General features: G+C 70.4%; 20 protein-coding genes. 13 read left to right on the top strand and 7 right to left on the bottom strand.

Annotated features, from left to right (window positions below; genetic code table 11):
- Positions 1 to 84 precede the first annotated feature (84 nt).
- From ACFCXS_RS34965 to ACFCXS_RS34920, 10 genes are read left to right on the top strand one after another with little or no spacing between them, the layout of a single operon-like run.
- A complete protein-coding gene (locus ACFCXS_RS34965; protein WP_376647391.1) occupies positions 85 to 456 on the top strand; it encodes a gas vesicle protein in 372 nt (123 codons plus the stop codon).
- A 46-nt stretch (positions 457 to 502) separates the two neighbouring features.
- Entirely contained in the window at positions 503 to 937 is a 435-nt protein-coding gene (locus ACFCXS_RS34960) for a gas vesicle structural protein GvpA (RefSeq protein ID WP_376647390.1), read from the top strand.
- Positions 934 to 1,707: a GvpL/GvpF family gas vesicle protein gene (locus ACFCXS_RS34955; protein ID WP_376647389.1), complete on the top strand. Its 774-nt coding sequence runs from the start codon at positions 934 to 936 to the stop codon at positions 1,705 to 1,707. Before ACFCXS_RS34960 ends, ACFCXS_RS34955 begins: the two co-directional genes overlap by 4 nt.
- 4 nt (positions 1,708 to 1,711) lie before the next feature.
- The gene (locus ACFCXS_RS34950) at positions 1,712 to 1,975 is read left to right on the top strand and encodes a gas vesicle protein GvpG (RefSeq protein WP_366716547.1); all 264 of its coding nucleotides are present in this window, start codon (positions 1,712 to 1,714) and stop codon (positions 1,973 to 1,975) included.
- Entirely contained in the window at positions 1,972 to 2,712 is a 741-nt protein-coding gene (locus ACFCXS_RS34945; protein ID WP_376647388.1) for a DNA primase, read from the top strand. Before ACFCXS_RS34950 ends, ACFCXS_RS34945 begins: the two co-directional genes overlap by 4 nt.
- A complete protein-coding gene (locus ACFCXS_RS34940; RefSeq protein WP_376647387.1) occupies positions 2,709 to 3,812 on the top strand; it encodes an SRPBCC family protein in 1,104 nt (367 codons plus the stop codon). The genes ACFCXS_RS34945 and ACFCXS_RS34940 overlap by 4 nt, the downstream gene beginning before the upstream one ends.
- Entirely contained in the window at positions 3,809 to 4,147 is a 339-nt protein-coding gene (locus ACFCXS_RS34935; RefSeq protein WP_104780937.1) for a gas vesicle protein, read from the top strand. The genes ACFCXS_RS34940 and ACFCXS_RS34935 overlap by 4 nt, the downstream gene beginning before the upstream one ends.
- On the top strand, positions 4,144 to 4,899 hold the full coding sequence (locus ACFCXS_RS34930; RefSeq protein WP_376647386.1) for a GvpL/GvpF family gas vesicle protein: 756 nt from the start codon (positions 4,144 to 4,146) through the stop codon (positions 4,897 to 4,899). Before ACFCXS_RS34935 ends, ACFCXS_RS34930 begins: the two co-directional genes overlap by 4 nt.
- Before the next feature lie 16 nt (positions 4,900 to 4,915).
- The gene (locus ACFCXS_RS34925) at positions 4,916 to 5,104 is read left to right on the top strand and encodes a gas vesicle protein (protein ID WP_361880861.1); all 189 of its coding nucleotides are present in this window, start codon (positions 4,916 to 4,918) and stop codon (positions 5,102 to 5,104) included.
- A 35-nt stretch (positions 5,105 to 5,139) separates the two neighbouring features.
- Entirely contained in the window at positions 5,140 to 5,403 is a 264-nt protein-coding gene (locus ACFCXS_RS34920) for a gas vesicle protein K (protein ID WP_031108664.1), read from the top strand.
- Between the two features lie 57 nt (positions 5,404 to 5,460).
- Here ACFCXS_RS34920 and ACFCXS_RS34915 read toward each other — a convergent pair whose 3' ends face one another.
- On the bottom strand, positions 5,461 to 5,631 hold the full coding sequence (locus ACFCXS_RS34915; protein WP_031136400.1) for a hypothetical protein: 171 nt from the start codon (positions 5,629 to 5,631) through the stop codon (positions 5,461 to 5,463).
- Positions 5,632 to 5,673: 42 nt separating this feature from the next.
- Positions 5,674 to 6,495: a methyltransferase domain-containing protein gene (locus ACFCXS_RS34910; protein WP_376647385.1), complete on the bottom strand. Its 822-nt coding sequence runs from the start codon at positions 6,493 to 6,495 to the stop codon at positions 5,674 to 5,676.
- A gap of 182 nt (positions 6,496 to 6,677) precedes the next feature.
- On the opposite strand from ACFCXS_RS34910, the gene ACFCXS_RS34905 reads away from it, so the two are divergent.
- Both ACFCXS_RS34905 and ACFCXS_RS34900 read left to right on the top strand, forming a co-directional pair.
- Entirely contained in the window at positions 6,678 to 7,220 is a 543-nt protein-coding gene (locus ACFCXS_RS34905) for an MOSC domain-containing protein (protein WP_376647384.1), read from the top strand.
- A gap of 62 nt (positions 7,221 to 7,282) precedes the next feature.
- Positions 7,283 to 8,902: an ATP-binding cassette domain-containing protein gene (locus tag ACFCXS_RS34900; protein WP_376647383.1), complete on the top strand. Its 1,620-nt coding sequence runs from the start codon at positions 7,283 to 7,285 to the stop codon at positions 8,900 to 8,902.
- Between the two features lie 103 nt (positions 8,903 to 9,005).
- On the opposite strand, the gene ACFCXS_RS34895 is transcribed toward ACFCXS_RS34900, so the two are convergent.
- Positions 9,006 to 10,106, bottom strand: coding sequence for a Vms1/Ankzf1 family peptidyl-tRNA hydrolase (locus ACFCXS_RS34895; protein ID WP_376647382.1), 1,101 nt, complete (start codon positions 10,104 to 10,106; stop codon positions 9,006 to 9,008).
- Between the two features lie 94 nt (positions 10,107 to 10,200).
- Between ACFCXS_RS34895 and ACFCXS_RS34890 the strand changes: the two genes are divergently transcribed.
- Complete coding sequence (locus ACFCXS_RS34890) at positions 10,201 to 10,458, top strand: DUF6158 family protein (RefSeq protein WP_376647381.1); 258 nt, start codon at positions 10,201 to 10,203, stop codon at positions 10,456 to 10,458.
- A gap of 78 nt (positions 10,459 to 10,536) precedes the next feature.
- On the opposite strand, the gene ACFCXS_RS34885 is transcribed toward ACFCXS_RS34890, so the two are convergent.
- The 4 genes from ACFCXS_RS34885 to ACFCXS_RS34870 are packed head-to-tail and all read right to left on the bottom strand — an operon-like array spanning position 10,537 to position 13,790.
- Positions 10,537 to 12,639, bottom strand: coding sequence for a catalase (locus tag ACFCXS_RS34885; RefSeq protein WP_376647380.1), 2,103 nt, complete (start codon positions 12,637 to 12,639; stop codon positions 10,537 to 10,539).
- Positions 12,639 to 13,181, bottom strand: coding sequence for a type 1 glutamine amidotransferase domain-containing protein (locus tag ACFCXS_RS34880; RefSeq protein ID WP_376647379.1), 543 nt, complete (start codon positions 13,179 to 13,181; stop codon positions 12,639 to 12,641). Before ACFCXS_RS34880 ends, ACFCXS_RS34885 begins: the two co-directional genes overlap by 1 nt.
- A 4-nt stretch (positions 13,182 to 13,185) precedes the next feature.
- A complete protein-coding gene (locus ACFCXS_RS34875; RefSeq protein WP_376647378.1) occupies positions 13,186 to 13,362 on the bottom strand; it encodes a hypothetical protein in 177 nt (58 codons plus the stop codon).
- On the bottom strand, positions 13,359 to 13,790 hold the full coding sequence (locus ACFCXS_RS34870; protein WP_376647377.1) for a CBS domain-containing protein: 432 nt from the start codon (positions 13,788 to 13,790) through the stop codon (positions 13,359 to 13,361). The genes ACFCXS_RS34875 and ACFCXS_RS34870 overlap by 4 nt, the downstream gene beginning before the upstream one ends.
- Between the last annotated feature and the right edge of the window lie 136 nt (positions 13,791 to 13,926).

Genomic DNA, 13,926 nt, shown 5'->3' with positions numbered 1-13,926 from the left:
GGCGATCTCCCGGTGGGTGTCAGATGCATGCGCCTGTAGAGGTTTGGCGAACACTCTTGCGGCCACACGGAGGGGGAGGTGGCCATGTCGAACACAAAAAACACGCAAGAGTCACAGAGTTCACAGAAGTCTCAGGACTCACAGAATTCGGACAAGACGAGCGACGACCAGAAGGCCGGCAGCCGGCCGAAGCCCATGGAGGTCCTGCGCCAGGCGCGCGGCCAGCTCGCGGAGCTCACCGGCATGGAAGCCGAGTCCGTGTCGTCCTTCGAGCAGACGGAGGAGGGCTGGGCGCTTGAGGTCGAGGTCCTCGAACTCGAGCGCGTACCCGACACGATGAGCCTGATGGCGAGCTACCAGGTGGAGCTCGACGCAGAGGGGCAGCTCACGGGTTACCGGCGCGTCCGCCGCTACGAACGCGGTCGGTCCGACGCGCGCAGGCCCGGCGGCCGCTAGGCCGCCCGACAGAACCCGCACCCACACACGAGGAGGAACATCCGGCATGAGTGTCGTACCGGCACAGCAGTCCGGCGGCGGAGGCGGCAGCAGCGGTCTCTACGACGTGCTCGAACTCGTCCTGGACAGGGGGCTCGTGATCGACGCGTTCGTCCGAGTGTCCCTGGTCGGCATCGAGATCCTCAAGATCGACGTCCGCGTCGTCGTCGCCAGCGTCGACACCTACCTGCGCTTCGCCGAGGCGTGCAACCGGCTCGACCTGGAGGCCGGGCCGCGCAAGGACCCGGGCCTGCCCGACCTGGTCGGGGAGATCACCGAGTCCGGCGCCCGCGGCAAGTCCAAGGGGGCGCTGTCCGGCGCCGCCGAGACGATATCCGACGCCTTCAAGCAGGCGCGCGACGAAGGCTCCGAACGTCAGGGCGAGTCTCGTCCGCGCGCCCGTAAGAGCACGTCGTCCCGCCGTAAGGAGGAGCAGGAGTGAGCACTTACGTCTACGGCATCGCGGCGAGCTCGCACCCCTCCCTGCCCGAGGGCATGGGCGGCGTCGGCGACCCGCCCCGCGAGGTGCGCATCCTGCGGGAGGGTGACCTTGCGGCCGTCGTCAGTGAGGCGCCCGAGGGGCTGCGGCCCAAGCGCAAGGACCTGCTCGCCCACCAGAACGTGCTCAGCGAGGCCGGCGCGGCCGGCTGCGTGCTGCCCATGCGGTTCGGCAGCGTCGCCCCGGACGACAACTCCATCACGGCCGTGCTCGCCGAGCGCGCCGAGCACTACAAGGAGCGGCTGCAGGCCCTGGACAACCGGGTCGAGTACAACGTCAAGGCCAATCACGTCGAAGAGGCCGTGCTGCATCAGGTGATGGCCGAGAGCCCCGACATCCGCGGGCTCGCGGAGGCCAACCGGCAGGCGGGAGGCGGCAGTTACGACGACAAGATCCGGCTCGGCGAACTGGTCGCGGCCGCGGTCAAGGCCAAGGAGGCGGACGACGGCGCCGCGGTGCAGCGGGCGCTGGAGCCGGGCGCCGACGACGTGAGCACGGGCCCCGAGTCGACGGGATGGCTGGCCAACGTGTCGTTCCTGGTGGACCGGGAGACGGCCGATTCCTTCCTGGCCGCGGTCGAGCAGCTTCGCAAGGACATGCCGCACCTGGAGGTGCGGGTCAACGGACCGCTGCCGCCGTACAGCTTCGTCGAGCCCGGCCCGGCCGAGCCCGCGGGCACGGTGGCGAGCGGAACGGACACCGGAGCGGGGTGACGACGTGGGTCTGATCTCTGAGGTGCTGCTGCTGCCGTTCGCACCGGTACGCGGCAGCGCCTGGGCCATCAAACAGGTGGTGCAGGAGGCCGAGCGGATCTACTACGACCCTGCCACGATCCGGGCCGAACTGGCCCGCCTCGAGGAGCAGATGGAGGCCGGAGAGATCACGGAGGACGAGTTCGACCGTCTTGAGGACGAACTCCTCGACCGGTTGGAGATCGCTTCGCGCGGCAGCGCGGGAACAGGCAACGGGACAACACAATGAACCGAACGGGACTGGGTCTCGCCATAGGGGCCGGATATCTCCTGGGACGGACCAAGAAACTGAAGATGGCGATGGCCGTCGGCGGCCTGGTCGCCGGGAAGAAACTGAACCTGAGCCCGCGCATGGTCGCGGATCTGGTCCAGCAGCAGTTGCGGAACAACCCGCAGTTCAAGGAGATCGGCGACCAGCTGCGGCAGGATCTGCGCGGCGTCGGCAAGGCCGCCTCCGGTGCCATGGTCGAGCGGCAGATCGACGCCCTCGCCGACCGGCTGCACGGCCGCACCGCCAAGGTACGCGACCAGCTGACGGGCGTGGCGCCCGGCCAGGACGACGACGCCGAGGACGCCGAGTACGAGGACGAGGAGCCGGAGGAGCCCGAGGACTCCGGACTCGACGAGGACGAGGAGCCCGAGGACTCCGAAGCCGAAGAGGACGAGGAGGAAGAGGAGCCCGAGGCCTCCGACGAGGAAGAGGAAGAGGAGGAAGAGGAGCCCGAGGCGAAGAAGGCTCCGGCCAAGAAGGCGCCCGCGAAGAAGGCGGCGAAGAAGGCCCCCGCCAAGAAGGCCCCCGCCAAGAAGGCCCCCGCCAAGAAGGCCCCCGCCAAGAAGGCGCCGGCGAAGAAGACGGCGGGCCGCAAGGCGGCGGCGAAGAAGACCACGCCCGCCAAGAAGGCGACCTCCGGTGGCCGGGGCGGCAGCGCCCGGTCCCGGCTGTCGAAGGGAGGCGGTGAGGGATGAGTGACACTCTCGGCTCGGCGAAGTCCGCCGCCAACGGAGGGACGAAGAACCCGCTCTCAGACCTGGCTCACAGCGAGGCCGCCGACCGGCTGAAGGCCGAACTGCAGGAGTACCTCGCCGCTCAGGCCACGCGCATGCTGACCGGCGTGGGCCACAAGCTCGGCGAGACCACAGGAAAGCTGAACGACATCGCCGAGGGCAACAGCCCCGGCTTCGCCAAGCTCGCCCTCGAAGGCGGCCGCAAGATCGCCGAGGGCAAGGGGCCGCTGCGCTCCGCGCTGGAGATGGGCGGCTCGCGCATCAAGGACAAGGTCACGGGCGCCTTCAAGGGCCTGGGCGGCAAGGGCAAGGGCAAGGGCCGTTCCGGCAACAAGCCCACGGTCATCATCGAGCACATCGATGTCGGCGTACCGCTGCGCACGGCGTACGACCAGTGGACCCAGTACCAGGACTTCAGCACCTTCGCGAAGGGTGTCAAGGCCGCGAGCAAGTCCGACGACACCACCTCCGACTGGCAGCTGAAGGTCTGGTGGTCCAACCGCAGCTGGAAGGCGACCACGACCGAGCAGATCCCCGACGACCGCATCTCCTGGACCTCCGAGGGCGCCAAGGGCACCACGAAGGGCGTCGTCTCCTTCCACGAACTCACCGAAGGTCTGACCCGCGTCCTGCTGGTCATCGAGTACTACCCCGCCGGCTTCTTCGAGAAGACGGGCAACATCTGGCGCGCCCAGGGGCGCCGTGCCCGGCTCGACCTGAAGAACTTCGTCCGCTTCATCACGATCAAGGGCGAGGCGGAGGACGGCTGGCGTGGTGAGATCCGCGACGGCGAGGTCGTCCGCAGCCACGAGGACGCCGTCGCCGAGGAGGAGTCGGAGTCCGAGGAGGAGAGCCCCGAGGGCGAGGAGCCCGAGGACGAGTACGACGAGGAGGAGACGGACGAGGAGGGCGAAGAGGAGCCTGAGGGCGAGGCCGAGGACGAGTACGACGAGGAGGCCGAAGAAGAGGAGCCCGAGGGTGAGGAGGAGCCCGAGGGTGAGTACGAGGACGACGAATACGAGGACGAGGACGAGGAAGTCGAGGCGGGGAGCCGGCGATGACGACGCCCAGCAGGATGCCCGAGCCCTATGGTCAGGGAAGCAGCGCCAACCTCGCCGACATCCTCGAACGGGTGCTGGACAAGGGCATCGTCATTGCGGGCGACATCCGGATCAATCTGCTCGACATCGAACTCCTCACCATCAAACTGCGGTTGATCGTCGCCTCGGTCGACAAGGCGAAGGAGATGGGCATCGACTGGTGGGAGACCGACCCGGCCCTGAGCTCACGGGCCCGTCGTGACGAACTGGCCCGTGAGAACGCCGAGTTGCGCGAGAGGCTGGCCCGGCTGGAGGAACTGGAGCCCGGCCGCGCGGAGAAGAAGGAGGCACCGTGACCGGACTGCGGTACGTCTACGCCGTCTGCCGCCCCTTCGGCACACCCCTCCAGGCCCAGCTGACCGGGGTCGCGGGTGATCCACCCAGAGCGCTGGCTCACCACGGCCTGGTGGCCGTGGTGAGCCACGTGCCGGAGCGGGACTTCGCCGAGGAGCCGCTCCGGCGCCATCTGGAGGACCTGGACTGGCTCACCGAGACGGCCCGCGCCCACCAGGGCGTCATCGACGCGCTCACCACCGTCACCACCCCGCTGCCGCTGCGTCTCGGCACCGTCTTCCACGACGACAGCGGCGTGCGGACGATGATGGAGGCCCGCGAGGAGGATTTCCAGCGCACCCTGGACCGGCTGGAAGGCCGGGTCGAATGGGGCGTCAAGGTCTACGCCGAGTCCGAACCGCAGGAGAGCGCCAAGCCCCCGCAGAAGGCGGCGTCGGGCCGTGACTACCTGCGGCAGCGCCGCATGCAGACCAGGTCCCACGAGGAAATGTGGCAGAAAGCCGAGGCTTTCTCGAACCGGCTACACGAGGAGCTCTCCGCATTCGCGGAGGATTCCCGGATGCATCCTCCGCAGAACCCCGCGCTTTCCAAGGCGACCGGGCGGAACGTACTGAACGCCGCCTATCTCGTTCCGCGTGCGCATTCCGAGGAATTCGTGGAACTGGTGGACCGCACGAAGGGGGAGGTGCCCGGAATGCGTATCGAACTCACCGGCCCCTGGGCGGCCTATTCCTTCGCCGGGGAGGCCACATGAACGACCGGGAGAATCCGTGACCGTAGTGGAACGCCGGGAGGTCGCCCTCGTGGACCTGCTCGACCGGCTGCTCGCCGGCGGAGTCGTGATCACGGGCGACATCACGCTGCGCATCGCCGACGTCGATCTCGTCCGTATCGACCTCAACGCGCTCATCAGCTCGGTGAACGCCCAGGTTCCCTCACCGTTCGAGGAGTTGCCGTGACCACCCCGGAGAATCCCCGGCCGCGCTCCAACCACATGGATCTGGAGCCCGACACGGTGGAGCGCGACCTGGTCAAACTCGTGCTGACGGTGGTGGAGCTGCTGCGCCAGCTCATGGAGCGCCAGGCGCTGCGCCGGTTCGACGTGGGAGACCTGAGCGAGGAGCAGGAGGAGCGGATCGGGCTCACGCTCATGCTGCTCGACGAGCGCATGACGGAACTGCGTGAGCGCTACGGACTGCGGCCCGAGGACCTCAATCTGGACCTCGGGCCGCTCGGACCGCTGCTTCCGCGGGACTGACTCCCGCTCACCCCTCTTCCCGGGCCCTGACCCAGGACCGGGAAGAGGGGTTTTCATTCACCACCTGTACCAACGGCCCCTGCCGCCGGCTGCCGACGTGCCGCGGACGAAGAATCCCAGCAGCCACAGGACGAGAACCGCGAGTGCGATCCACCAGAGAATCTTTACTGCAAATCCGGCGCCGAACAGAACCAAAGCCAGAAGCAGCACCAGCAGGATGGGAACCATAATTCGAACCTCCTGCTTTCAGGGTGTCCCCGAAACAGTGTTTCAGGCTTCCTTCCGGCAGAGAATTTCTCCGTGCAGCACGCTGAACCATCCGTCCTCCCGCGTGCCCCACTCCCGCCAGGCTCCGGCCACCGCCCGCAGTTCCGCGTCGTCGGCGTGCCCGCCCAGCCGGGCCCGGTCCGCGTACGCCGACGCCAGCGTGCGGTCCGCCCACAGCCCGCTCCACCAGGCCCGCTCCTCGGCCGTGGCGAACGTCCAGGTACCGGAGGTCGCCGTGATGTCCGTGAAGCCGGCCTGCCGTGCCCAGGCCTTCAGCCGGCGTCCGGCGTCCGGCTCGCCGCCGTTGGCCCGGGCGACCCGGCGGTAGAGGTCCAGCCAGGCGTCGAGCCCCTCGGACGCCGGGTACCAGGTCATGGCCGCGTAGTCCGCGTCCCGCACGGCGACGAACCCGCCGGGCCTGACGACCCGCTTCATCTCGCGCAGCGCCCGCACCGGATCGCCCACGTGCTGGAGCACCTGGTGGGCGTGGACCACGCAGAACGTGTCGTCCGGGTAGTCCAGTGCGTGGACGTCGGCGACCGCGAAGTCGATGTTGGTCAGTCCTCGTCCGGCCGCCGTGGCGCGTGCCCGGTCCAGGATCTCCGGGACCCGGTCGACGCCGGTGACCCGCCCGTCGGGCACGAGCTCCGCCAGGTCGGCGGTGATCGTGCCCGGCCCGCAGCCGATGTCGAGGATCTTCATGTGGGGCCTGAGCGAAGGCACCAGGTACGCGGCCGAGTTGGCGGCGGTGCGCCAGGTGTGCGAGCGCAGTACGGACTCGTGGTGCCCGTGGGTGTAGACGGCGGTGTCCCGGGGTTCCGGCATGGCGGATCCCACCCCTTCCGGTCGGGTCGGCAGGAGATCACCGTACGCCGGGTGCCGCATTGTGAGACCCGCATCCTGTCATTTGGACTGACGGGACGTCAGTCGTGAGGGTCTGGACACACCGGCACCCACGGGGCAGGCTCACGTTCGATCACCATCCGCGTCACAGGGGGAAGAGAGAGATGAACGCGCACGTCACGGCAGTCAGCAGCAACGGGGAGTACTCCTTCACCAAGCCGAACCGGGAGAGCATCACGCTGCTCACGGGGCTCGGGGTGGAAGGGGACGTGCACTCCGGCGTGACGGTCAGGCACCGTTCACGCGTCGCACAGGACCCCACGCAGCCCAACCTGCGCCAGGTCCACCTCATGCACGAGGAGCTCTTCGCCGAGGTCGGCGAGGACGGCTTCGAGGTGGCGGCCGGCGAACTCGGCGAGAACATCACCACCCGGGGCATCGACCTGCTCGGACTGCCGACCGGCACCCTGCTGCGCATCGGCGACGGCGCGGTCGTGGAGGTCACCGGGCTGCGCAACCCCTGTGTGCAGATAGACCACTTTCAGGACGGGCTCCTCAAGCGGGTCGTCGGACGCGACGAGGCGGGGAACACCGTGCGCAGGGCCGGGATCATGAGCGTGGTGCGGGAAGGGGGCGTGGTGCGCCCCGGCGACCCGATCGAGGTGGAGCTCCCGAGCGAGCCGCATCGCCCGCTGGAACGTGTCTGACCGGCACCCCCGGCCCGAAACCGGCTTGCCCCGAAGGGCCGCGCCCGCACAGAATCGCGCCCATGGGACACCTCGAAGCCGCGCACCTGGAGTACTACCTGCCCGACGGGAGGGCGCTGCTGGGCGATGTCTCGTTCCGGGTGGGGGAGGGGGCCGTCGTGGCCCTCGTCGGGCCCAACGGGGCCGGGAAGACCACCCTGCTCCGGATGCTCGCCGGTGAGCTCAAGCCGCACGGCGGCTCCGTGGTCGTCGGCGGCGGGCTCGGGGTCATGCGGCAGTTCGTGGGATCCGTACGCGACGAGACGACCGTGCGGGACCTGCTCGTGTCCGTCGCGACGCCCCGCATCCGTGAGGCCGCGCAGGCCGTCGACAAGGCCGAGCACGCCATCATGACCGTCGACGACGAGGCCGCCCAGCTGGCGTACGCTCAGGCCCTCGCCGACTGGGCCGAGGCCCGCGGCTACGAGGCCGAGACGCTGTGGGACATGTGCACCACGGCCGCGCTCGGGGTGCCCTACGACAAGGCACAGTTCCGGGAGGTCCGCACCCTCTCCGGCGGCGAGCAGAAGCGGCTCGTCCTGGAGGCGCTGCTGCGCGGCACCGACGAGGTGCTGCTCCTCGACGAGCCCGACAACTACCTCGACGTCCCCGGCAAGCGGTGGCTGGAGGAACGGCTGAAGGAGACCCGCAAGACGGTCCTGTTCGTCTCCCACGACCGCGAACTCCTCGCGCGGGCCGCCGAGAAGATCATCTCGCTGGAGCCCGGTCCCGCGGGCGCCGACGCCTGGGTGCACGGCGGTGGTTTCGCCACCTTCCACGACGCCCGGCGGGAGCGCTTCGCCCGCTTCGAGGAGCTGCGCAGGCGCTGGGACGAGAAGCACGCCCAGCTGAAGAAGCTCGTACTGACGCTGCGTCAGGCGGCCGCGGTCAGCCATGAGATGGCCTCCCGCTACGCCGCCGCGCAGACCCGGCTGCGCAAGTTCGAGGAGGCCGGCCCGCCGCCGGAGCCGCCGCGCGAGCAGGACATCAAGATGCGCATCAAGGGCGGACGTACGGGCGTACGGGCGGTCACCTGCGCGAACCTGGAGCTCACCGGCCTGATGAAGCCCTTCGACCTGGAGGTCTTCTACGGCGAACGCGTCGCCGTCCTCGGCTCCAACGGCTCCGGCAAGTCCCACTTCCTGCGCCTGCTCGCCGGCGACGACGTATCACACACGGGGGACTGGAAGCTGGGCGCCCGGGTCGTGCCCGGCCACTTCGCGCAGACGCACGCACACCCGGAGCTGGAGGGCCGCACGCTCCTCGACATCCTGTGGAAGGAGCACGCGCAGGACCGCGGCGCCGCGTCCTCGCGACTGCGGCGCTACGAGCTCACCCAGCAGGCGGAGCAGACGTTCGAGCGTCTCTCCGGCGGCCAGCAGGCCCGCTTCCAGATCCTCCTGCTGGAACTCCAGGGCGTGACGGCGCTGCTGCTGGACGAGCCGACCGACAACCTGGACCTGGAGTCCGCCGAGGCGCTCCAGGAGGGCCTGGAGGCCTTCGACGGCACGGTCCTCGCTGTCACCCACGACCGCTGGTTCGCCCGCTCCTTCGACCGCTTCCTGGTCTTCGGCAGCGACGGCCGGGTCCGGGAGACCCCGGACCCGGTCTGGGACGAACGCCGGGTGGAACGGGCCCGCTAGGGAGCGCGCCCCCTCAGGGGCGCGGGGAACCGCGCGACCAGCCACGACGTGCCTGCACACGCAACGTGTGCAGCGTTACGGGGGCTGGGCGCACAGGCCGCGCTCACTTCCAACGCAGCAACGCCCCGAGGCCCCCCACCGGCACCTCCTCCTGGGAAACCGCCAGCGCGGGCGCGTCCGTGGCCACCGCGGAGCGGATCAGCGCGTCGTCGGCCCGGGCCGGCCACGAGTGCTGCTCGCCGAGAATCTTGAGGTCGGTGCGGCGCACCGCCAGCTGGTCGGGATCCTCCCCGATCCACACCTCGCGGTGCGCGTCCGGCCCGTCCACCCTGACCAGCAGCTCGTCGATGCGGTGCTCCCGCGCCGCCTCGACCAGCGCGGGCACGCCTTCGGCGGCTCCGGCCCGGCCCTCGTCGTCCGTGGTGCGGGCGGCGCGGAAGCGTTCCAGTTCCGCCTCGGCCTGCCGCCCCACGTGCTCGGCCCGGGCCCGCTCCACGTCCTCGTCGAGCAGCCGGCTGCCCGCCCCGTGCGGCGCCTCCACCACCAGGTCGTGCAGCCGCTTGGGCAGCCGCTCGTGCACGGACCGCCGCTCCCGGTCGTCGCCGACGAGGATCAGCAGGTCCGCCTTGGTCTCCTCCTGGCACACCGCGAGCGCGTCGGCGATCTCCGCGGCGTTGTGCTCCCAGGTGTTCTCCACCCGCAGCTGGAAATGCCGCTCGGACCAGTCCGCGGAGCTCGTCCGGTGCACCGGCCACTGCCGCCCGGTGACGCTCCCGGCGTCCTCCCGGCCCAGCGCGTTGCGCAGCTCGAAGTCCGCGCCCTTGCGGTCGACGTACGCCACCACGCACACCGGGTCCTCCCCGGCCAGCTCCAGCAGCGGTGCGACCCGGGGCAGCGGCGCCCATTCGGCCCAGTCACCGCCCTGCGGTGGACGGACCAGCGGCGGGTCGAGAACGACCTCGCCGGCGCGTGCGAACAGGGCCCGGCCGTGCGGCTCGGAGGAGTGCTTCAGATCCTCGATCGCGCTGCGCACGGCCTGGCACGTCGCCTCGTCCGCTCCCTGTTCGGCCAGCTGCCCGGCCATCGCCTGGGCGGTCAGCTCCCGCTCGTGGGGAGTGCCCTCCGTGTGCCGTGAGGTGTCGACGTACACGGAGGCCCAAGGCCCGGGGTGTTCGTACAGTGGGTGCAGAAAGGCGAGATCCATGGTTCCTCCCGGATGCCGCTCGGGGGTAGTGCTCAGTTGCTCCGGGGGCGGGTACCCGGACCGCAGAGACGAACACGACGAGCGGGGCGACACGATGACCGGAGTGAACCCTGACCGGCTGGACGACCAGCAGCTCATGAAAGAGCTGGAGACCATCCACCGCACGCGCCACGACACACTGCTCTACGGCTCGAACGACGCGCTGCGCGCCCACAACGAGCGCATGGCGCAACTGGAGGGCGAGTACCTGCGCCGCAACCCGAGCCGCCCGGTGGCGGCGGGCCGCACGCGCGAAGGGGCCCGGGAGCGGGGGAGCGGGGAGTCGGCGACTCCCACGGCCCCCGGCACCTGAGCCCCTCGAAAGGAAACGACCGGGAACAGCACCGACGCGCCACGCGCGGCCGGACCGCCACCGGCCCGGGCCCGCCGCTCAGCGCCGCATCGGCGGCCTCTCCCAGTGGCGATGCCCCGCGACCGCCGCCACGAACGCGTCCCGGAACTCCTCGCTCGCCGGCCCCGGCGACGTGTCCGTCACGACGCCCCGGTCCGTGACCACCCGCTGGAACTCCGTCGACAGACCGAGGCCCTCGGGCTCCAGCGCCGCCAGGACCCCCACGCCCGAACCGAGCGCGCCCACCGGCTTGCCGTGCCGGTAGGCGTCCCGCACGAACCGCAGCATGTCCGGATCGGCCGCCGTCGGCGGGGTCGCGACGGGCCCGCCGGGCAGCAGTACGGCGTCGTACAGCACGGACGCCACGGTCGGCAGCGCACGGTCGACGGCGTACGTCTCACCGTCGGCGCCGGTGATCGTGCCGTCCGTGGCGGCCAGCGCCTCGACGATCGCGCCCTCGGCGGCCAGCCGCTCCCGCACGGAGGTCACCTGCTCGGCGTCCACCCCGTCGGTGACGAGCACGGCGATCTGCCGGGTCCGGATCGAACCGTCCCCGCGCAGCGACTCGAGACTGAGCGCGGGGGAGGCCTGCTTGGAGGGGGTCTGCGCACCGGACGGCTCCGGTACCCCGACGCCCCGCGCCACCCGAGCCGCCAGCTCGCCGTCGACCTTGGCCAGGTGTTCCACCGTCCGGGCCCGCACGGTCAGCGCCCCGACCTTGCCGAGCTCGAACCGGAACGCCTCCACGATGTGCTGCCGCTCCCAGTCCGCCATGCTGTTCCAGAACATCGCGGTCTGGCTGTAGTGGTCCTGGAAGCTGGGACTGCGGCGCCGGATCTTGTGGCCGTCCACGCGCTCGGTGTGGTGCGTGTAGGCGCTGCCGCCCGCGCCCGCGTGGGCCGGGCAGCCCCCGCCGAGCGAGTTCGGGGAGTAGTTCGTCCCCGAGTGGATCGCGCCCTGGTGGTAGCCGTCGCGCTGGTTGTTGCGCACCGGCGCGACCGGACGGTTCACCGGCAGCTGCGAGAAGTTCGGCCCGCCGAGCCGGATCAGCTGGGTGTCCAGGTAGGAGAAGTTCCGCGCCTGCAGCAGCGGGTCGTTGGTGAAGTCGATGCCCGGGACGACGTTCGCGGTGTGGAACGCGACCTGCTCGGTCTCCGCGAAGAAATTCTCCGGGTTGCGGTCCAGCACCATGCGGCCGATCGGCCGCACCGGCACCTGTTCCTCCGGGATGATCTTCGTCGGGTCGAGCAGATCGAAGTCGAAGGCGAACTCGTCCTCCTCCGGGACAAGTTGCACGCCCAGCTCCCATTCGGGGTACTCGCCCGCCTCGATCGCGTCCCACAGATCACGCCGGTTGAAGTCGGGGTCCCGGCCCTGGCACTCCTGCGCCTCGTCCCACACCAGCGAGTGCACGCCCAGCTTCGGCTTCCAGTGGAACTTCACGAACGTGCCGCGGCCCTCGGCGTTCACGAACCGGAAGGTGTGCACGCCGAAGCCCTGCATCATGCGGTAGCTGCGCGGGATCGCCCGGTCCGACATCAGCCACATGATCGCGTGCAGTGTCTCGGGCTGGAGCGACACGAAGTCCCAGAGCGTGTCGTGCGCGGAGGCGCCGGTCGGGATGTCGTTGTGCGGCTCCGGCTTCACCGCGTGCACGAAGTCCGGGAACTTGATGCCGTCCTGGACGAAGAAGACCGGGAAGTTGTTCCCGACCAGGTCGTAGTTGCCCTCCGACGTGTAGAACTTGGTGGCGAAGCCGCGCACGTCCCGCACGGTGTCCGCCGAGCCCTTCGGGCCCTGCACGGTCGAGAACCGCACGAAGACGGGTGTGCGTACGGACGGGTCCTGGAGGAACGCCGCGCGGGTGAACTCCGCGCAGGACTCGTACGGTTCGAAGTATCCGTACGCGCCCGCGCCCCGCGCGTGCACCACCCGTTCCGGGATCCGCTCGTGATCGAACCGGGTGAGTTTCTCCCGGAAGTGGAAGTCCTCCATCAGGGTCGGCCCGCGCTCACCCGCCGCCAGGGAGTCGTCGGTGTGGTCCACCTCGACGCCCTGGTCGGTGGTGAGCGGACCGGCGGCGGGATCGTCGGCCCGGGACGCCTCGCGCTGTGCCTCCTTGCGGTCGGCGGGGGGCACCATCAGGCTGCCTCCTGCGCGAAGACGTCCAGGAAGGTCTCGCAGAACGCCTTCAGGTCGTCCGGCTTGCGACTGGTGACCAGCTTGTTCGCCCCGTGGTCACAGACCTGCACCTGCTGGTCGACCCAGGTGCCGCCCGCGTTGCGGATGTCCGTCTGCAGGCTCGGCCAGGAGGTGAGCTCCCGGCCGCGCACGACGTCCGCCTCGACCAGCGTCCACGGCGCGTGGCAGATCGCCGCCACGGGACGGCCGTGCTCGAAGAAGTCCCTGACGAAAGCGACGGCCTTGTCGTCCATCCGCAGGAAGTCCGGGTTCGCCACACCGCCCGGCAGCACGAGGCCACCGAACGAGTCCGGTGCGGAGTCGCCCACGACCTCGTCCACGGGGAACGTGTCCGCCTTGTCTAGGTGGTGGAAGGCCTGGATCTCACCCTGCTGTGTCGACACCAGCACGGGCTCGTGGCCGGCGTCCTTCGCGGCCTGCCACGGATCGGTCAGCTCGACCTGCTCGACGCCCTCGGGCGCGACCAGAAACGCGATACGCATGATGTCAACGTCCTCTCCGGGAGCGCGCGCCACTTCGGCGCGCCGCGTCGCTCCCTGTCCGGTTCTCGCGGTTCTCGTGGTTCTCGTGGTTCTCGTGGTTGTGGTGATGCTCGTCGTGCCCGGTGTGCTGGTTCGTCGCGTCGGCGGTGCCGCCGATCCGCTCGGCCCGGTCCGGGCTCACGCATCGCCCCGGGCGTCCGGGTCCGCCCGGCTGATGTCGGCGAGCGCCGACGCGGGGTCCTCGGCCTCGGCCACGTCGCCGAGGCTCACGATCCCCACCGGCAGTCCGTTCTCCACCACCGGCAGCCGGCGCACCGCGTGCTCACGCATCAGCTCCACCGCGGTCGTCACCCGGTCGCCCGGCGCCACCGTCACCGGATCACCGGTGCACACGGTTCGCGCGCTGACCGTCATCGGGTCGGCGCCGTCCGCGACGGCCCGTACGGTGATGTCACGGTCGGTGAGCACGCCGATCACGTCCTGCCCCTCGGCCACCACCACGTCGCCGATGTTCTGCGTCCGCATCAGCTGCGCCGCCTCGACGAGCGAGGCATCCGGGCGCACGGCGACCACACCCGCCGTCATCACGTCCTTCACGTACTCGGCCATCACTCGGGCCTTCCCTCCGTTTCCAAGCCGGCGGGGGGGGCGGCGGCGGGCCCGGGGCGCCCCCCCGCCCGCCCGCCGCCGACCCCCACGGCCCCGCGTGCGCGGGGCGGCCCGAGGCCGCGGGGGGCGCTGGAAA

The organism is Streptomyces sp. NPDC056373 (assembly GCF_042262425.1).
Lineage (GTDB): Bacteria > Actinomycetota > Actinomycetes > Streptomycetales > Streptomycetaceae > Streptomyces.
This window is presented reverse-complemented; position numbering and strand designations above follow the sequence as displayed.